A 19,787-nucleotide genomic window follows, 5' to 3' on the forward strand; every position below is an offset into this window, starting at 1 on the left:
TAGTGAATAATGTATGGAGCTGCCACCTTCCGAAGGTGGCAGTATGTGTTTAGTCAAAGTGATGAATTCCGCACGGTCACGCGATGTATCCATGATATTGGAATTATTTTATAAAAAATCGAAAATAACTGGTTGACTAAATATAGGGTAGGGGGGTATACTAACTTCAAGAAATAGAAATTACAAGTAAAGTTCAGCGGGAATCCGAATCGAGTTTCTTGGATGATTCATCAACAATAAAACCAAACCTAAAGGAGAGATTCAGAATGGAACAGGTAACCATGAAAGTAGAAGGCATGTCCTGCATGCATTGCGTGAATTCAATTGAAGGGGCACTGAAGCAGCAGAACATCGAGGGCCATGTAGACCTGAAGGCGGGCACCGTTTCCGTCAAATATGATGAAGCTAAGTTCAATCTGGAAGAAGTCAAAGAGATCATTGAAGAACAAGGGTACAACGTAGTTTAACCAAATGGCACGAGGATGAAGAGGGGTGAGGAGAAGATGGAAGCAGGAGCAACAATGGAGCCGAAGAAAACGTCGCTGCAGTTAACGGGCATGACATGTGCCGCCTGTGCGAATCGGATCGAGAAGGGCTTAAGCAAAATGGAAGGTGTGCAGGAAGCCAATGTGAACTTTGCGCTGGAGAAGGCATCCGTGACTTTTGACCCGAAGGTGGTTACTGTCCAGCAGATGGAAGAGAAAATCGAGAAGCTGGGGTACGGAACAGCCAAGGAAACGGTTGATTTGCAGCTGATCGGCATGTACTGCGCGGCTTGCGCGGCGAAAATCGAGAAGGTTGTAAGCCGGATGCCGGGAGTCAGCGAAGCGAACGTTAACTTTGCCATGGAGACCGCCCGGGTGGAGTACAATCCTGCCGAGGTTAGCCTTGGCGATATCCAGCAGCGGGTCGAGAAGCTGGGATATCAAGCCGTATCGAAACGGGAGACGCTGGATCAGGAAGGTCACCGCAAGGAGGCCATCACCAAGCAGAAACGGAAGCTGCTCATATCGGCCATTCTGTCTCTGCCATTGCTATGGGCCATGGTGAGCCATTTTTCCTTCACCTCGTGGATCTGGATGCCGGATCTGTTCATGAACCCTTGGTTCCAGCTGGCCCTGGCAACGCCCGTACAATTCTATATCGGAAAACAGTTCTACGTGGGGGCTTACAAAGCGCTCCGCAACAAAAGCGCCAATATGGACGTTCTCGTTGCACTCGGCACCTCAGCCGCTTACTTCTACAGCCTTTATCTAACGATCGATTGGGCAGCGGCCGGAGCGAGCGTACACCATGGGCCCGAGATGTATTATGAAACGAGTGCGGTTCTGATCACATTGGTGATTATGGGCAAGCTGTTCGAATCTATGGCGAAAGGCCGTACCTCAGAAGCCATCAAAACCCTGATGGGTCTTCAGGCCAAGACAGCCCTGGTCGTTCGTGGCGGACAGGAGATCACCATTCCGATTGAACAGGTGATGGCGGGAGATCTCGTATTGGTGAAACCGGGCGAGAAAATTCCGGTGGACGGGAAAGTAGTGGAAGGCACGTCGGCGGTGGATGAATCCATGCTGACCGGTGAAAGTATTCCTGTTGAGAAAAAAGCGGGCGATGCTGTCATCGGTGCCACCATGAACAAGAATGGACGCTTGACACTTGAAGCGACCAAAGTGGGCAAAGAGACAGCTCTCGCCCAAATTATCAAGGTGGTGGAGGAAGCACAGGGCTCCAAAGCCCCGATTCAGCGGGTGGCGGACGTCATCTCGGGAATTTTCGTTCCCATTGTGGTTGGAATTGCGGTGGTTGCCTTCCTCGTGTGGTTCTTCTGGGTAACACCGGGTAACTTCGCCCATGCGTTAGAGATTGCCATCGCCATACTGGTCATTGCTTGTCCATGTGCGCTGGGTTTGGCTACGCCAACCTCGATTATGGCCGGATCAGGCCGCGCGGCAGAGCTGGGCGTGTTGTTTAAAGGCGGGGAGCATCTGGAATCCACGCATAAAATCGACACGATCATTCTGGACAAAACAGGCACGGTCACCAAGGGTAAACCCGAGTTGACGGATGTTGAAGTGAACGACATTGACGAGGAGCTGTTCCTGCGTCTGGTTGGATCTGCGGAGAAGAGCTCCGAGCATCCGCTGGCTGAAGCGATTGTTGCCGGAATTGAGGCAAGAGGGACACAGCTCCCGGCTGTCGAGCATTTTGAAGCCGTTCCGGGCTATGGCATCCGTGCCAACGTGGAAGGACACGAGGTGCTTGTCGGTACACGTAAGCTGATGGCACAGCATAACGTGGCAATCGACTCGGTTCTGGCCCGAATGTCGGAGCTGGAGACCGAGGGCAAGACGGCTATGCTTACCGCGGTAGATGGCCGATATGCCGGTCTGGTGGCCGTGGCGGATACCATTAAAGAGACGTCCCGGGCAGCCGTAGCCAGACTGAAGCAAATGGGCATTGAAGTGATCATGATTACCGGTGACAACGAACGCACGGCTCAAGCCATTGCGAAGCAGGTGGGCATTGACCATGTTCTTGCTGAAGTGCTGCCGGAAGGTAAAGCGGACGAAGTGAAGAAGCTCCAGCAGCAGGGCAAGAAGGTCGCCATGGTTGGCGACGGCATTAATGATGCGCCGGCACTTGCCGTTGCCGATATCGGCATGGCTATCGGGACAGGTACGGATGTGGCGATGGAAGCCGCGGACGTTACGCTGATGAAGGGTGATCTGAACAGCATTCCGGATGCCATCTATATGAGCCGCAAAACGATGAGCAACATTCGTCAGAACCTGTTCTGGGCGCTCGGTTATAACTCGCTTGGCATTCCGATTGCCGCCATCGGTCTTCTGGCACCTTGGGTGGCCGGGGCCGCCATGGCACTCAGCTCCGTATCGGTTGTGCTGAACGCCCTTCGTCTGCAGCGCATGAAGGTGTAACGGCAACGGATGAAGGATATTCGTAGAGCAAGGAAAAGATACTATGGTGACTTGATGGGAGTGTAGACATTGGCATCGCAAAAGTTTGCCGTAACCCCCGGCTTTGAAGTGGGCGGGACGCTGTTCCGCCCGCAGCAGCTGGCGGTACTGGGCTCCATCGTAGGTGAGGATGCCCGCATAGAGATGACAACCTTTAAGCAGCTGTACGTGGAGATGGATGAAGAGCGGGCGGAGGAGGCGAAGGCGAAGCTGGTGGCCGCAGGCCTTCAAGTTCATCCTGCCGGTTTTGTCTCCAAGAGCCTGATTACCTGTAATTTTTGCCGGGGAGCAGAGGATTCGGGCCTGGATGTTGCAGCTATGCTGGATGAAGTTATATCCGATCATCCGGTACCCAATCCCCTGAAAATCGGGTACGCCGGCTGTGCGCTGGGAACGAGCGAGCCCCTGCTTAAAGATATTGCCGTCATCAAGATGAGGGATGCCTTTGATCTCTATGTTGGCGGAGAGCCAAGGGGATTGAAGGCTGCTCTGGCGAAGCCGCTGCACACGGATTTGAAGGCTGAGCAGCTGGCGCCGATCATCTTGAAGCTGATAACCATTTATCAGGAGAACGGGAAGAAGAAAGAGAAGTTCTCGCGGTTTGTGGACCGCATGACACTCGATTACCTGCAGGAAGCAACGCTTCACGAGCGGATGGATACCGCTGCTGGATAATCGACCGGATCAGAGTAGGCATCACCTTAGGGTGGTGCCTTTTTTGGTGCAGGATGAGGTCAACCAGAAACATAATGCTATGCTGAAAGATAGTGCTGATCAGAGACATAACGCCAAGTCGAAACATAACAGAGAGTAGATAGCCTCCGCAAGAGCCGCCTAACACCTTACGGGATACTCCGAAATGGGGATGGATATACTTTAAAAAAGCACCGGGAGGTGCTTTTTTTATCTATCAGAACCTGAATCTGAATCGAAATACAGTAATTGAAATCATGGAAATAACAACCAAATCGGGCATTTTATCGCGGTTGACGAGCTATGTGAAAGGGTATACAATTTAATTGTTAAAAGCTTTTAACTATTTAAATTTGTAATATATAACGATGACGGACTTCGTCAGCACCGAGGAGATGAATACTGATACTGGATAAGCGGGAACAACTATCGAACATGATGGCTCGTCAGATGATGACACTTGTGGCGAACTATGCCAAGATCTTGGACAACGATTTGACAGCTCCTCAGTACTTCGTGCTCCAGACCTTGGCTTACGAGGGGCAGCAGACCAGCTCGTATTTTGCCAATGCTTTGAATGTTACACTCTCTGCTGTGACCAATTTAAGCAATAAGCTGGTCAGCAAAGGTTACATTGAGCGAGTGGCTTCAAGCACGGACAGGCGTCAGGTCTATCTTAAGATTACGGAGCAGGGCCGTGAAGTGGAGGCCCGAATGATTGCGAAGTACCGTGAATTGAACGAAGGTTTATGGTCGGATTTCTCGGATCAGGAGATGGATGTGCTGATCGCCTCGTACGAGAAGATGATTGAGCATTTGCAGCTTAAGATCAGTCAATCCAAGGCGGAAGACGGGTCCAATGACTAACAATTTCAGGAGGTATTCCTATGGGAAGATTAGATAATAAAGTAGCGGTGATTACGGGTGCAGCAGGCGGTATGGGTAAAGCTGACGCTCTTTTATTTGCGCAAGAGGGAGCCAAGGTGGCCATCACGGATCTTCAGGAAGACAAGATCAAAGACGTGGTTGCCGAGATTGAAGCGCTTGGCGGCGAAGCCATCGGATTGAAGCACAACGTGGCTTCCGAAGAAGACTGGATTCGCGTCGTGGACGAGACGATGAAGAAGTTTGGCAAGATCGATATCCTGGTCAACAATGCCGGTATCTCCAATGCTACGCCGTTCATGGATTTGACGGTGGAAGGCTGGGAGAAAACAATGACCATTAATGTGACGAGCATTTTCCTTGGCCAAAAATATGTCATCCCGCACATGATCGAAGCCGGCGGCGGTTCCATCGTCAACATCTCCTCCATTGCCGGTCTGACCGGCGGCAGCGGCGCAGGTCCCTACACGGCGAGTAAAGGCGCTGTACGTATGCTGACCAAAGCTACGGCTGTTGACTACGCGAAGCACAACATCCGCTGCAACTCGATTCACCCCGGATTTATTGAGACTCCAATGACCGTTGATATGTTCAAGGATGAACAGATGACGCAGTGGTTCCAATCCCAGACTCCGCTTCCACGCCTGGGCAAAGCGGAAGACATCGCGCGCGGTGTATTGTTCCTGGCTTCAGACGAATCTTCTTACATCACCGGTGTTGAGCTGCCGATTGACGGCGGATATTACGCGAAGTAAATCACTATAGATTTCAACAGGGGAGTGTTGATACATGTCCGATAACCAAACAATTGCTGTCATCACGGGTGCAGCCAGCGGAATCGGTAGAGCCAGCAGCTTGAAATTGGCAGAGAATGGCGCAACGGTTGTGCTGGTCGATTTCAACAAGGAAGCCGGTGAAGAAACGCTGCGCATGATTAAGGAGCGGGGCGGGGACGGCATTTTCGTGCAAGCCGATGTGACCAAGACCGAGGATGTTCAGAACTATGTGAACAAGGCGGTTGAAAGCTACGGCAGAATTGACTTCTTCTTCAACAATGCAGGGATCGTGCAGAAGTTCTCGATGCTGGACGATATTGACGAGAACGAGTTTGACCGTCAAATGTCCGTGAATGTAAAGGGCTGCTTCCTCGGCATGAAGTATGTCCTGAAAGTGATGAAGGAGCAGGGCAGCGGGCATATTGTCAATACCGCTTCGACAGCGGGTATTCGCAGTGAGCATAGTGCTGCCGCTTATTCGGCAAGCAAGCATGCGGTGGTCGGCTTGACGAAGGCCGCAGCACTGGAATACGTCAAGATGGGCATTCGCGTGAACGCGATCTGTCCAGGCGGCGTTCAGACGCCGCTTACCGCAGCGGTGGCCAAGTCCTTCACGGAAGGCGGGTACGTGCCGGAAGAGATTGGCAACATGCGGATGGGCCGTCCGGCTGAGGCGGATGAAATTGCCGACGTGGTAGCTTTCCTGGCTTCCCAGGGCTCCAGTTATATGACAGGATCCCTGGTGACCATTGATGGCGGGCTGACGCTATAAAAAAAGAGAAAGACCAGTTAAGCGCCGGGTTCCGGGCTTAACTGGTCTTTTTGGATAAGGGCTGTTATTTGATGCCGACGGCATCCGCCAGCAGCTCATAAGAGTGCAGACGCGCCTTATGATCATAGATCGCGGCGGCAACAATGATCTCGTCCGCGTTTGTTGTTTGCTGGAACTGCTCCAGCTGCGCACGGACGGTGGCCGGGCTGCCGATCGCGGAGAAGCTGAGCTGGCGCTTCACAATGGCCTGCTCCTGCAGGTTCCACAGATCATCCATGCTGTCTACCGGCGGACTCAGCTGGCCGGTGCGGCCCCGGATGATATTCAGGAACTGCTGGTACGGCGATGTGGCAAGGCGCTGCGCTTCCTCATCCGTGTCCGCACAGATCACGTTCACGCCGATCATGGCGTACGGCTTGCTTAGCTCGGAAGAAGGCCGGAAGCTGCTGCGGTACAAATCCAGCGCAGGCATCAGATAATCCGGGGCGAAATGGCTCGCAAATGAGAATGGAAGCCCCAGCTGTCCTGCCAGCTGGGCACTGAATCCGCTGGAGCCGAGCAGCCAGATCGGAACATGCAAGCCTTCACCGGGAATCGCCCGAATGCGCATGGACGAGCCGGAGGTGGGCTGGAAGTAATTTCGGAGCTCGCCGAGACGGTCAGGGAAATCCTGGCCATCACTGCCGGGTCCGCGGCGGAGTGCCCGGGAGGTTAGCTGATCCGATCCCGGCGCACGGCCAAGACCGAGGTCGATCCGGCCCGGGTAGAGCGACTCCAGTGTACCGAATTGCTCGGCAATGACAAGCGGTGCATGGTTGGGCAGCATAATTCCGCCGGATCCCACGCGAATGGTGTTGGTGCCTCCAGCGACATGCCCAATGACCACGGATGTGGCAGAGCTGGCAATCCCCGGCATGTTGTGATGTTCGGCAAGCCAGTAACGGTTGTAACCCCATTTCTCGGCATGCTGGGCAAGATCAAGCGTATTCCGCAGCGAATGTGCAGCGGTGCTGCCCGCTGTAATCGGTGCGAGATCCAGAATGGATAGAGGGATATCGCGGAGCGCTTTAGGCGCTGTATGATCAAGATGTGGTTCTGTCATATTGGAATGACCTCCTTATGCGTACGTAGTGCACGGTGAGTGAGATTATATAGATAACCGATAATGGTACATTAACAGTTGGAGATGGTATCTCTATATAACCCATATTATATACCTACTTAATCGATATGAAAAATAAGTATGTAATTACTCTTATATAATATATGCTTATTCACCTGATCTAAGTATCGTTTAAAAAGGATTCTGTGGATGCATAATAACGAAAACTTCGGCTGGCGTTTTACCTGCACGACCAATAGCCCAAAAAACAACGCGACCCTGCAGCGGCCGCGTTGTTGAATGTTCAGATAGGGTGGAGCTTGTTGTAATCAGTCTGTCTCGCTTGGCGGCGTAATTCGCTCCATTCCGTTCAGGTAGGGTCTCAGCGCTTGCGGGATCAGAATCGAACCGTCCTCCTGCTGGTGATTCTCCAGCAGCGGGATCAGAATCCGGGGCGACGCCACAGCCGTATTGTTCAGTGTATGGCAGTAACGAAGCTTGCCTTCCGCATCCCGGTAGCGGATGTTCGAACGGCGCGCCTGAAAGTCCAGCAGGTTCGACGACGAGTGGGTCTCTCCATAAGCTGCGCGGCTTGGCATCCAGGTCTCGATGTCGTATTGTTTGTACGTCTTCTGCGACATATCGCCGGTACAGACGGCAACGACCCGGTACGGCAGCTCGAGCATCTGAAGCAGTTCCTCGGCATTCGCCGTGATTTCCTGAAGAAGCTGCTCCGAGGTTTCCTCACTCGCTTCGCAGAGAACCACTTGTTCCACCTTGGCGAACTGATGAACACGGTACAGACCATGGACATCCCGGCCACCCGAGCCGACCTCGCTTCGGAAGCATAGCGATGCAGCAGCCAGACGGATCGGCTGCGTGACGTCAACGATTTCCCCGCTGTAAAACGATACTAAGGGGACTTCCGAGGTGCCAACGAGCCACTTGTCTTCCTCGGCTATGTGAAAGGCCTGATCCTGACCCAATGGGAAGAAGGCCGTATTCTGCATAGCCTCCGTCCGTACGGTCAATGGTACATCCATGAGGGTAAAGCCTCTGGCTGTCAGCATATCAACCGCAAGCTGCTGAACGGCCCGGTGCAGCATCGCCCCGATGCCGGTCAGGTAATAGCTGCGCGTGCCGGCGGTTTTGACGCCGCGGGGAATATCGATCAATCGGTGCAGCTCACCGAGTGTTACGTGATCCCTGTATTCAAACTCAAACTCGGGTGGCTGGCCTACGCGTTTAACTTCGACATTGTCTTGATCCGAAGCGCCTACAGGCGTATCCGGCGAAACGATATTCGGTACAAGTATGAGCAGCTCGTTGTAAGCAGCGTCAACCTCCCGGTGCAGCCCTTCCTGTATATCCAGCTCTGTATTGATAGCCTTGACCTGCTGCTTCAGAAGCTCTGCCTCTTCACGCTGCCCCTGCTTCATGTGGTTGCTAATATCGAGCGACATCGTATTGCGCTTCTGCCGCAATCCCTCCACGGCAAGCAGCAGGGCTCGCCGCTGTTCATCCAGCTCGACCAGTTCAGCAACCGACAGGGCGATGCCCTTCTGGTCAGCTACACGCTGCAATTGCTCCTGATTTTCTGCACTTTCCCGGACCCATTTCATGTCTAACATGATCACCGCGCTCCTTTTCTGTGGAAAAAATAAAAAAGCGTCCTAGTCCATATGGGACGAGGGACGCTTATGCGCTCGCGGTGCCACCCAAATTGATTGAACAGTAACCTGCCGCGAAAGCATGCCGGTCCTGGTTCAATCCACTTTGATTCCGCGGTAACGGGCGGTGCCGGTTAACTTAGGGGGATGGTTGATCAATTAAGGATCAATTCCCCTTGACGAGAACGCCTCAGAGTTGGAAGCTCTTCATTGGCCTGATGTTCATATTGTTGTTCAGTATACCGCATGAGCCGTCTTTTATACAAGGGCAGCAGGTTTTTTCTGTTGTTGAATGTTAAACTCGGTATTGAATGAAAGCGATTTAACGTTTAGTCTATTAGTGTAGTGCAAACTAGTATGGCAGTTGGATGAGGAGGCTATGGAGTCTATGAATTACAGACAATTAGGCAATACGGAACTTCACATTAGTGAGATCAGCTTCGGCACATGGGCCATCGGCGGCTCATGGGGGCAAACCAATGATGAGGAAGCTTTGAAGGGACTGGATCGCGCCATTGGGGAAGGCGTGAACTTTTTTGATACAGCCGACGTGTACGGCGATGGACATGCAGAGGATTTACTCGCAATCGCAACCAAAGGCAAAGAAGATTCGGTGCATATTGCCACCAAGTTTTGCCGTGCTGGAGATATTCATGATCTTCAGACCTATTCCGAAGCGTCGATTCGCCGCTATTGTGAGAACAGCTTGAAGCGGCTCAAGCGGGAGCGGATTGACCTCTATCAGGTTCACTGTCCTCCCTTCGAGGTGCTGAAGGACGGACGGGTGTTTGAGACGCTGGACAAGCTGCAGGCTGAAGGAAAAATCCGCCATTACGGCGTAAGTGTGGAGACGGTGGAGGAAGGACTCTACTGCCTTGGGGTTCCCGGGGTGAGGTCCTTGCAGGTCATCTTCAATCTGTTCCGCCAAAAACCCCTGGCAGAGCTCCTTCCGAAGGCAAAAGCGTCCGGTGTCGGCATTCTGGTGCGCCTTCCGCTGGCCAGCGGCCTGTTAACCGGGAAGTTCACGGAGACAACGGTCTTCCATGAAGGGGATCACCGGAATTTCAACGCCAACGGCGAGCAGTTCAATGTGGGCGAGACCTTTGCCGGACTTCGTTTTGAAAAAGGGGTTGAGCTCGCCAGAGAGCTCGCCTGGATCGCTGAGGGCAGAGGCGACATGGCTCGTGCATCCATGCGCTGGATTCTGGATTGCCCTGAAGTCACCGCCGTGATTCCTGGCTTCCGAAACGTCCGCCAAATCGAGGATAATCTCGGAACCCTGGATGTGCCTTCGTTTACGATGGAGGAGAAGGAACGACTGTCCCGATTCTATCGGGAGCAGGTGACGGAGCATATCCGCGGCGCTTACTAAGCACGATTTTCTTGAGGTAGAATAATAGAGAAGCCTCCCGATCATTCGGGGGGCTTTTGCTTGGGATGACGGCCTCCGTGAGAGCAAAACAACGGTTACAGCGCTGCTTTAAAGCGTATCCTATGCTTTATCATGGCAATGATACTATAATATAGGCAAGTATTCGGATTCGGAATGAGTTCATCAGGAGGATTGTCGTTTTGAATGATTTGTTGAAGCGGGAGCATGACATCATCAAGGTTTGTCTGTTAGCAGGCAAAATCATGCTGCAGAGCGGGGCCGAGACTTATCGTGTCGAGGACACGATGATGCGGATCGCCGCGGCTTATGGCGTGGAGAACAGCCACAGTTATATGACCCCGACCGGGATTATTTTCTCGGTGGAGGAGCCTCAGCACATTACCCGGCTGATTCGGATCTCGGATCGGACAACCAATCTGTACAAGATCGATCAAGTCAACAGCGTTTCCCGGAGGGTAAGCATCGGAGAGCTGACGATTGAAGAGGCCCGAACGGCTCTGGAGAAAATCGAGCATGAGCCGGCAATCTATCCAACGTGGCTGCTTATCCTTCTCTCAGCGGTGGCCAGCGGCTGCTTCCTCATCATGTTTCGCGGGATCTGGCCGGACTTCATCCCGGCGGCCATCGCGGGCGGACTCGGCTTCTCCTGCTTTGTATTTATGCACCGGGTCATACCGGTGCGATTTTTTGCCGAGTTCTCGGGAGCGCTATTGATAGGGATTGCATCGGTATGGATGGTCAGATACGGATTCGGTCATCAGCTGGATATGATCATTATCAGCTCCGTGATGCCGCTTGTCCCGGGCCTGCTGATCACCAATGCCATTCGCGACCTCATGGCCGGGCACCTGATCTCCGGTCTGTCCAAAGGGGCGGAGGCCTTTGTCACGTCCTTTGCCATCGGCGCGGGGATTGCATTTACTTTGTCATTCTAAAGGGATGGAGTGGAGGAACAGGATTATGGCAGCCTTTTACATACAGCAGCTCATCACGAGTTTTATTGCTTCGGCCGCATTCGGGATGATGTTCAATGCACCCAAAAAAGCACTGCTGCAGTGCGGATTTGCCGGAATGGTGGGCTGGCTGCTCTACATCATGCTGCAGGACATGATGGTTCAGCCGGTGACGGCCACCGTTGTGGCGGCTTTTTGCGTCACGATGATCAGTCATTTTTTTGCGAAAAAGTACAAGACCCCCATTATCGTGTTCAGTGTGTCGGGAATCATTCCGCTCGTCCCGGGCGGTGTCGCCTATAATGCGCTTCGCCATGTGGCGCAGAATCAATTCGATCAAGCCGTTCAGCTGGGGGCCCAGGCGTTCATGATCTCAGGCGCCATTGCGCTCGGTCTGCTGCTCTCGGAGGTCATCAACCAGGTCATCCGGAAATGGTCGATATCCCGGTCCATATCCCGGTAGAAGCAGGTGCAGCGCATTTCAATCCGAACGCAAGGCGCAAGCTCTTGGCAGACGCTGCAGCATCAGGAAGAGGCAGCCTTACCTGTCTTGAGATGAAACCATGAACCAGCCGTATTTACGCGTTGCCGCGGGATACGGTTGTTTTGGTGCTTGCGAAGATAAGGATCCTTTTGCATCTTTATTTACATAAGTTTCATGTTATTCCTTTTTATTGTCCTATCGCTCGCTGTGCTATATAATCTTCTTGCATCCAATGAAACCGTATTCAAATCAAACCTTTGTGTAACTATACTGCATTGCATTGATTGTAAGCGGACTGTCAGATGAAGGGACCAATAGTCCATCGGGAAGAGGGTTATCTATGCAGGAGCTGACTCTGCATCTGTTCGAACGGATGGGCATGCTGCTCATCTTGACTTTCATACTGACGAGAATTCCGTTATTCCGCCAGCTGCTGGATCGGAAGGAGATGTCCGGCAAGCGGATGTTCACGTATTCATGCTTGTTTGGACTCTTCGGCATCCTTGGAACGTATGCAGGCGTGGTCGTGGAGAATGGCGAGTCCAGCTCCTCCTTCTGGCTGATGCGGCTGACAGAGAATCAGGCCTTGGCCCATTCCGCTTTGGTTGGCGTGGTCATCGGCGGGCTGATCGGCGGACCGCGCGTCGGAATCGGGGGCGGACTTCTGGCGGGAGCCCATCTGCTGTACATTGGCGGATATACCGGGCTGGCCGGTGTCATCGCGGTGCCGCTGACGGGAGCCTTGGCAGGAGGCGTGGCGCGATTTTTCTCGCAGGAACGGGTCGTCTCCCCCGCCAAAGCCTTATTCGTTGGGATGTTTGCACCGATCCTCCTTATGGGGGTTATCCTGATCTCTGCAACGGAGCCGGACCAGGCGATTGAGCTGGTTAATCTGATCGGTCTTCCAATGGTGCTGACAAACAGCATCTCCATTGCCATCTTTACGACCATGCTGCGGGTTGCGCTCGCCGAGGAGGAGCGGGCAGCGGCCTATGAGACGGAGAAGGCATTCCACATCGCCGAAGCCGCGCTTCCGCATCTGAAGCAGGGGCTGACGTACCGGACGGCGCAGGCCGTGGCAGCGCTGCTGCTGCGGGAGCTGAAGACCACAGCGGTAGCCATAACCGACACAGAGCGATACCTGGCCCATGCCGGGGCCGCCAGCCGTACCATCGATCCGGGAGAAGAGATCCGGTCAAGCCTGACGAAGAACGTCATCTTAACCGGCACACTTCAGATCGTGGATAATGCGGAAGATATTCAGCCCCGCCATCCGTCACTTGGCGCCGCCATCCTGGTTCCGATCATCGAGGGGAGCCAAGTCGTGGGCGTCATTCAGTTCTACTTCAAGCGGCCGCAGGATATCCGCCGTGTGGAGCTGGTTATGGCCCAGGGCTTGGGACAGATGATCTCCTACCAGCTCGGTGCCACATCCCATGAGAAGATGAGCCATTTAATGAAAGAAGCGGAGCTGAAGCTTCTTCAGGCCCAGATCAACCCCCACTTTTTGTTCAATACGTTAAATGCGATCCATTCGCTGATTCGCACCGATCCGCATCTGGCAAGACATGCCACGATGCAGCTCGGAGCATTCATGCGCCTGAACGTAAAGGTTATGGCTTCACGCAGAACGACCATACGTGAGGAGATGGAGCTGTTGAATGCGTATTTGGATATTATTCAGATCCGGTTCGAGGACCAATTTACGTTTGAGTGCCAGTTGGATCCGGCGCTTGAAGAGCTTCTGATTCCGCCTGCCACGCTGCAAATGCTGGTGGAGAACAGCATCAAGCACGGCTTGCGTGACAAGGCAAGCGGCGGCATCATTCAGCTGACGCTGAGGCAGGTCGATGATATGGCGGTCATTCAATTGAAGGACAACGGGGTCGGTATCTCACCCGAGGTTCTGGATCGTCTCGGTGAACAGCCCGTCATCGGCAGCGAGGGTACCGGAATCGGCATCTACAACATTAATCAGCGTTTAATCAGCATGTTCGGCAAGGAAGCCAGACTGAGGGTGGAAAATCTGGCAGAGGGCGGCTGCGGCATAACTTTCAGCTTCCCCTGCATATCGGAAGGGAGTCGGTACCGTGAAGCGAATTAAAACGATCATTGCGGAGGACGAACGATTGGCAAGGGAGGAGCTGGCTTATCTGCTCGAACAAGAGCCTGATATCGAGCTGCTTCCTCATGCCGTGAACGGCAGAGAGCTGCTGGAGCTCGTTCCGTTGTGGCAGCCGAATGTCGTCTTTCTCGACGTTCATATGCCAGAGCTGGAAGGACTGCAGGCGGCACGAATGCTAAAGGCATCGCCTGCTTCACCCTTGATTGTGTTTACGACGGCTTATGATGAATATGCTGTCGAGGCGTTTGGTCTGGATGCGATTGACTATTTATTGAAGCCATACAGCCATATGCGGTTGAAGGAAACGCTGCAGCGAATCCGTAACCGGCTTCTGGAGGGGCACGCTTCCCCCCGCCCGGAGGCCAGCGCCTCCACTCCTCAGCGGGCCTCCAATTCCCAGGCAGACGCAGCTGCCCGAAGCATGCGCGGCAAGCTGCTGTTCGATGATGGAGACAAGCATGTGCTGGTTGATCCCGAGGGGATCCTGTACGCGGTGCGCGAGGAACGGGTCATTCGCATTTTGACAACGGAAGGCCAGCGGATCACGAGCAAGAGCACGCTTCAGGAGCTGGAGGAGAGGCTTGAGGGTTATTCATTCTTCCGTCCTCATCGCAGCTATTTGGTTAACGTGAACCGGATTGCAGAGTTATCGCCCTGGCAGAATGGGGCTTACAATATTGTGATGAAGGATGAGCAGCGGACGATGATTCCATTGTCGAGGGAGGCAGCCAAGGATTTGTTCCGTTTGCTAAGAGAAGCATAGCCTACGTGCGCAAGGAGGGTATTGTCCCCTGTTCAGGCGGCATATCCGCCTTTTCACGCTTCATATCGGGCGTTTCGCGCAGGAGCCGTAGTCGGCTGCGGACCTCCCGTATATAATCATTCTAAAGCGCTTTCAAGTGTTGGAGCCGCAATAGAATCTGGATCATCAATGGAGGGAAAGGCAATGGAGGAAAAAAGCTATACCGAAGTATGGCATTCTGAAAAATTCAAAACGCTGCTCTCCCGCAAGAAACGGTTCATTATTCCCATGACCGTCTTTTTTCTTCTGTTTTACTTTGCGCTGCCGATCCTCACTTCGTATACTGAAGTGTTGAATCATCCTGCTATAGGGCCGATTACGTGGGCATGGGTGTTTGCCTTCGCGCAATTCATTATGACGTGGGTGCTGTGCATATTATATTCCCGCAAGGCAGCCCAATTCGACCGAATGGTAGACGATATCAAAAAGGATATGGGGGCGTAATCGACTATGGCTATCGCGTTATTTTGCGGGATTGTACTTCTCACGCTGATCATTACCTATTACGCCGCCAAGAAAACAACCAACACCAGCGATTTCTATACGGCTGGCGGAGGACTGAAGGGCTGGCAGAACGGGACGGCCATTGCCGGCGATTATATGTCCGCGGCTTCCTTTCTAGGCATCGCCGGCTCGATTGCTTTGGTCGGATTTGATGGTTTCTTCTACAGCATCGGCTTTTTGGTTGCTTATCTGGTTGTACTGTATCTCGTAGCAGAACCGCTTCGGAACCTCGGCAAATATACGGTGGCCGATATGATCGCCGCCCGTTTCTCCGACAAGAAAGTGCGCGGCGTGGCAGCGTTGAACACGATCTCCATCTCCATCTTCTATATGATCGCGCAGCTCGTCGGGGCGGGTGCGCTCATCAAGCTGCTGCTGGGCCTGGACTATGTAACGTCCGTACTGATCGTGGGCGTGTTGATGACGATCTATGTTGTGTTTGGCGGCATGCACGCCACAAGCTGGGTCCAAATATCCAAAGCCGTGCTGCTCATGGCAGGCACGTTCATTATTTCGCTCATTGTATTTGCCAAATTCGATTTCAGCCTGACTCAAATGTTCCATCATATGAAGACGGCCACGCCGCTTCAGGAAGCCTTCCTGAACCCTGGCAACAAATACAAAATCCCGCTGGAGACGCTGTCGCTCAATCTTGCGCTCGTGCTCGGAACAGCAGGACTGCCGCATATTCTGACTCGCTTCTTTACCGTGAAGGACGCCAAGACGGCACGCAGCTCGGTTGTATACGCCACATGGATTATCGGCATTTTCTACGTCATGACGATCTTTCTCGGATTCGGTGCAGCGGCCTTCGTAGGCGCAGCGGATATTACAGCGGTTGACAAAGCAGGCAACATGGCTGCACCGCTGCTGGCTAAAGCCATAGGCGGCGACTTCCTGTTTGCGCTGATCTCGGCGGTTGCGTTCGCGACCATTCTTGCTGTGGTGACGGGGCTTGTGCTGTCCGCCGCATCGGCCTTCGCCCATGATTTCTACGGTCAAATCTTGCGCCGCGGCGAATCTTCGGAGAAGGAACAGCTGAAGATGGCGCGTTACGCATCGATTGGCGTATCCATCGTCTCCATTCTGCTTGCCTTGTTCGCTCAGAAGATGAACGTGGCGTTCCTCGTCTCGCTGGCCTTCGCCGTTGCAGCCAGTGCCAATTTACCGGTTATTCTGTTCACGGTATTCTGGAAAAGATTCAATACGACAGGCGCGATCACAGGCATGCTGACCGGATTGATCAGCACTGTGATTCTCGTAGCCCTGAGCCCGAATATATGGGATCCGGCCGGCAAAGCGATTCTGGTTGGCGATCCGATCTTCCCGATGAGCAACCCGGGCATTATCTCCATTCCGCTTGGCTTCCTGGCAGCTTATGTCGGCACGCTCCTGTCCTCCTCCAAGGATGAGGCCAAATATGCCGAGGTGCTGGTCAAGGCAAATACGGGCGCTTGATTCGATTTGAGCGCGCTTAAGACATTTGTTGAAGAAAAAAGGGCGTATCCTGCTGCTCGTCAGAGCAAAGGATTGTCCTTTTTTTGCCATTTTATCGTAGAATGGGAGAATAACAGCACCTCTGGGGCTGAGCGGAAGGAGGTCATCCAAGTGAACATGTCCGGCATCGTTTTTTTTCTGGCGATTGTGGTTGGCACGTTGATGATTACGTATTACGCCGCCAGGCGAACCACCAACACGAACGATTTCTATGCGGCGGGCAACCGGCTTAGCGGCTTGCAGAATGGACTGGCCATCTCCGGTGACTATATGAGCGCGGCGTCCTTCCTTGGCATTGCGGGTTCCATCGCGGTTTACGGCTTCGACGGTTTCTTCTATTCGATCGGCTTCCTCGCCTCCTATGTCATTGTCCAGTACATCATTGCCGAGCCGCTCCATAATCTGGGCAGGTATACGATGGCGGATGCGGTGGCGGTCCGGTTCGGCGAGAAACGGCTGCGCGGGTTTATCGCTGTCAACAATATGATGATTACCGTGTTCTATATGATTGCCCAGCTGGTTGGGGCCGGATGGCTCATCCATTTGTTATTCGGCCTTGAAACGTCGCTTGCCATCGTGCTGGTTGGCAGCTTAATGACTATCTACGTCACGTTTGGCGGGATGCTTGCGACGTCCTGGGTGCAGATCGTCAAGTCCATACTGCTGGTAAGCAGCACCTTTATCGTGAGCCTGATTGTGTTGGCCCGATTCGATTGGGATCTGCTCGGCTTATTCGCTTCCATGAAGCAGGCAACGCCGCTGCAGGAGCGGTTTCTGATGGCGGGCAATATGTTTGATCAGCCGCTCGATATGCTGTCCTTCAATATGGCGCTTGTGTTAGGGACGGCCGGACTGCCGCATATTATTGCGCGCTTCTACACGGTCAGAGACCCGCTAACGGTGCGCGCTTCGGTAAAGACGGCGACGTTTACGATCGGCATCTTCTACGCGATGACAATCTTTCTAGGCTTTGGAGCCGCCGCTTTTGTTGATTGGTCTGTTTTGTCCGAGCGGGTGGATCTGGCGGCGCCGCTGCTCGCAAGCGCACTGGGCGGCGAATTCCTGATGGCGTTTGTATCGGCCGTCGCGTTTGCGACTATACTGGCCGTGATCTCCGGGCTTGTGCTGACGGCATCCTCAGCGTTTGCTCATGATGTCTACAGCAGCATCTTCCGCAGCGGGCAAGCGACGGAGGCACAGCAGATGCGAGTGGCCAAGCTGTCGGCCATCGTGGTTGGCATGGCCTCAATTGTGCTCGCGCTTGGCGCGCAGAAGCTGAACGTGGCGTTCCTTGTGTCGTTTGCCTTCGCAGTTGCCGCCTCGGCCAATCTGCCGGTGCTGCTGTTCACGCTATTTTGGCGGAAATTTAATACGTACGGCGCCATGTCGAGCATTGCGGCCGGTTTGATATCTTCCCTGCTGCTCATGGCTATCGGGCCTAATGTAATGGACCCGGAAGCAGGCTGGATTCGGGCAGAAGCGATCTTCCCGCTCAAGCATCCGGGCATCGTGTCGATACCGATCGGATTCGCGGGGGGCATCATCGGCACCTTGCTGTCCGGCAAAGCCAGCTCTACGGGCCAATTCAAGAAGATGCAGGCGATCGCCCATGTCGCTCCGGATGAGATCCGTACGCGTGAGCTTGGCTAAGGCTGACTCCATATGTTTTTTTGAAAACGAGGCTCATCCCATGTCCCATCCATTGTGCATATGCACAATAAAAACCGTTATGGCGTCAATAGGATTGAATGCGGCATTCCGGTTATACTGTATCCTGTAAGCGCAATCATAGTTTCATAAAGGATGAATACATCATTGTTCACAAGCTATATTGCTTAAGGAGGCATACACAACATGGATGGGACTGTTATACATTGGGGCGGAGCCGTCGTCGGTCTGATTATCGCCATTGTCTTGATTTTTAGAAAAGTAAACCCGGTTTACGCGTTGTTTGGAGGCGCTGTCATTGGCGGTCTGCTGGGCGGAGCCACCATTGATCTGACCGTGCAGTATATTATCGAGGGCACCAACAGTGTCATGGGTGCTGTCGTCCGGGTCCTGGCTGCAGGGGTGCTCGCAGGGATATTGATTGAATCGGGAGCCGCGGAGCGCATTGCCGAGACCATTGTTGCCAAGCTGGGCGAGAAGAAAGCGCTTCTATCCATCGCGCTGGCAACCATGATTATCACCGCAGTAGGGGTATTCATTACCGTTGCAATCATTATCGTAGCGCCTATCGCTTTGTCCGTCGGCAAGAAGATCGGAATTTCCAAAACAGCCTTGCTGCTCGCGCTGGTCGGGGGCGGTAAAGCGGGGAACATCATTTCCCCGAACCCGAATACCATTGCTGTCGCCAAGGGTTTTGACGTCGATCTGGCTCAGGTCATGATCCATGGTTTCCTGCCGGCTGTTGCCGGACTGATTGTCACCATCATCGTGGCGAAGATGCTCACAAACAAAGGGGTTATGGTATCGGATAGCGATCAAGTGGCGGAGGAAGCCGGCAAGAAAGACAAGCCAAGCTTCGGACGTGCGATGGTTGCACCCATCGTGGCCATCGTCTTGCTGGCGCTGAATCCACTGGGAAGCATTCTGGGCATTGAAGCTCTTCAAGCCATCAAGATTGATTCCATGATTATTTTGCCGGTTGCCGGTATCATCGGTTTGATAGCCATGCGACAGACAAAGAGCATCATTGCTTATACCACCTCCGGTTTGAACAAAATGACCGGTACCGCAATCATCCTGATTGGTGCTGGCGCCATTGCCGGCATTATCTCCAAATCCAATCTGAGTGCTGTTGTGGTACAGGGTATCGATGTCATGGGCGTGTCCGGCACATTCCTTGCGCCGCTCGCCGGTATTCTGATGGGAGCCGCTACGGCATCCACATCGACGGCATCCATTGTGGCCGCAGGTTCGTTTGGTGAAGCGATTCTGTCCATGGGGACAGCGCCACTTGCCGCAGCCGTCATGGTACACACGGGGGCAACGGTCATTGACCATCTGCCGCACGGGAACTTCTTCCACGTCACCGCAGAATCGGTGAAGATGAGCATTAAGGAACGGATGAAGCTGATTCCTTACGAGAGCATTGTCGGTCTGACCATGGCCATTGTCGCTACGATATTGTACGGATTTGTATTTTAAAGAGAC

General features: G+C 53.4%; 17 protein-coding genes. 15 read left to right on the top strand and 2 right to left on the bottom strand.

Annotation, left to right across the window (positions count from 1 at the left end):
* Window positions 1-266 precede the first annotated feature (266 nt).
* The 6 genes from PGL02S_RS07195 (at window position 267) to PGL02S_RS07220 (ending at window position 6,101) form a co-directional block, all read left to right on the top strand.
* Complete coding sequence (locus PGL02S_RS07195; RefSeq protein WP_036640228.1) at window positions 267-467, top strand: cation transporter; 201 nt, start codon at window positions 267-269, stop codon at window positions 465-467.
* 36 nt (window positions 468-503) lie between these two features.
* Window positions 504-2,936, top strand: coding sequence for a heavy metal translocating P-type ATPase (locus PGL02S_RS07200; protein WP_036640225.1), 2,433 nt, complete (start codon window positions 504-506; stop codon window positions 2,934-2,936).
* A 69-nt stretch (window positions 2,937-3,005) separates the two neighbouring features.
* Window positions 3,006-3,650 (top strand): nitrite reductase, encoded by a 645-nt coding sequence (locus PGL02S_RS07205; RefSeq protein WP_006207107.1) that lies wholly within the window; start codon window positions 3,006-3,008, stop codon window positions 3,648-3,650.
* 456 nt (window positions 3,651-4,106) lie between these two features.
* A complete protein-coding gene (locus PGL02S_RS07210; RefSeq protein WP_255308616.1) occupies window positions 4,107-4,535 on the top strand; it encodes a MarR family winged helix-turn-helix transcriptional regulator in 429 nt (142 codons plus the stop codon).
* A gap of 20 nt (window positions 4,536-4,555) precedes the next feature.
* A complete protein-coding gene (locus tag PGL02S_RS07215) occupies window positions 4,556-5,308 on the top strand; it encodes an SDR family NAD(P)-dependent oxidoreductase (RefSeq protein WP_036640221.1) in 753 nt (250 codons plus the stop codon).
* A 34-nt stretch (window positions 5,309-5,342) separates the two neighbouring features.
* Complete coding sequence (locus PGL02S_RS07220) at window positions 5,343-6,101, top strand: SDR family NAD(P)-dependent oxidoreductase (RefSeq protein ID WP_036640218.1); 759 nt, start codon at window positions 5,343-5,345, stop codon at window positions 6,099-6,101.
* A gap of 64 nt (window positions 6,102-6,165) precedes the next feature.
* On the opposite strand, the gene PGL02S_RS07225 is transcribed toward PGL02S_RS07220, so the two are convergent.
* Together PGL02S_RS07225 and serS are read right to left on the bottom strand one after the other, a co-directional pair.
* Window positions 6,166-7,203, bottom strand: coding sequence for an LLM class flavin-dependent oxidoreductase (locus PGL02S_RS07225; protein WP_036640216.1), 1,038 nt, complete (start codon window positions 7,201-7,203; stop codon window positions 6,166-6,168).
* 329 nt (window positions 7,204-7,532) lie between these two features.
* A complete protein-coding gene (serS, locus tag PGL02S_RS07230; protein ID WP_036640214.1) occupies window positions 7,533-8,834 on the bottom strand; it encodes a serine--tRNA ligase in 1,302 nt (433 codons plus the stop codon).
* A gap of 427 nt (window positions 8,835-9,261) precedes the next feature.
* Between serS and PGL02S_RS07235 the strand changes: the two genes are divergently transcribed.
* From PGL02S_RS07235 to PGL02S_RS07275, 9 genes are all read left to right on the top strand, one after another.
* A complete protein-coding gene (locus tag PGL02S_RS07235; RefSeq protein WP_006207101.1) occupies window positions 9,262-10,245 on the top strand; it encodes an aldo/keto reductase in 984 nt (327 codons plus the stop codon).
* Between the two features lie 200 nt (window positions 10,246-10,445).
* The gene (locus PGL02S_RS07240) at window positions 10,446-11,201 is read left to right on the top strand and encodes a threonine/serine exporter family protein (RefSeq protein ID WP_036640211.1); all 756 of its coding nucleotides are present in this window, start codon (window positions 10,446-10,448) and stop codon (window positions 11,199-11,201) included.
* 25 nt (window positions 11,202-11,226) lie between these two features.
* On the top strand, window positions 11,227-11,682 hold the full coding sequence (locus PGL02S_RS07245) for a threonine/serine exporter family protein (RefSeq protein WP_006207100.1): 456 nt from the start codon (window positions 11,227-11,229) through the stop codon (window positions 11,680-11,682).
* Between the two features lie 361 nt (window positions 11,683-12,043).
* Window positions 12,044-13,807, top strand: a complete 1,764-nt coding sequence (locus PGL02S_RS07250; RefSeq protein WP_063455968.1) for a LytS/YhcK type 5TM receptor domain-containing protein — start codon at window positions 12,044-12,046, stop codon at window positions 13,805-13,807.
* The gene (locus PGL02S_RS07255; RefSeq protein ID WP_036640207.1) at window positions 13,794-14,591 is read left to right on the top strand and encodes a LytR/AlgR family response regulator transcription factor; all 798 of its coding nucleotides are present in this window, start codon (window positions 13,794-13,796) and stop codon (window positions 14,589-14,591) included. Before PGL02S_RS07250 ends, PGL02S_RS07255 begins: the two co-directional genes overlap by 14 nt.
* Window positions 14,592-14,774: 183 nt before the next feature.
* Window positions 14,775-15,074, top strand: a complete 300-nt coding sequence (locus tag PGL02S_RS07260; protein WP_006207097.1) for a DUF485 domain-containing protein — start codon at window positions 14,775-14,777, stop codon at window positions 15,072-15,074.
* Between the two features lie 6 nt (window positions 15,075-15,080).
* Window positions 15,081-16,592 (top strand): solute symporter family protein, encoded by a 1,512-nt coding sequence (locus PGL02S_RS07265; RefSeq protein WP_036640205.1) that lies wholly within the window; start codon window positions 15,081-15,083, stop codon window positions 16,590-16,592.
* A 156-nt stretch (window positions 16,593-16,748) separates the two neighbouring features.
* Window positions 16,749-18,281, top strand: coding sequence for a solute symporter family protein (locus PGL02S_RS07270; RefSeq protein ID WP_036640601.1), 1,533 nt, complete (start codon window positions 16,749-16,751; stop codon window positions 18,279-18,281).
* A 204-nt stretch (window positions 18,282-18,485) separates the two neighbouring features.
* Complete coding sequence (locus PGL02S_RS07275; protein WP_006207092.1) at window positions 18,486-19,781, top strand: GntP family permease; 1,296 nt, start codon at window positions 18,486-18,488, stop codon at window positions 19,779-19,781.
* Window positions 19,782-19,787: the final 6 nt, after the last annotated feature.

Source organism: Paenibacillus glucanolyticus NBRC 15330 (genome assembly GCF_004000885.1).
GTDB classification, from domain to species: domain Bacteria; phylum Bacillota; class Bacilli; order Paenibacillales; family Paenibacillaceae; genus Paenibacillus_AQ; species Paenibacillus_AQ glucanolyticus.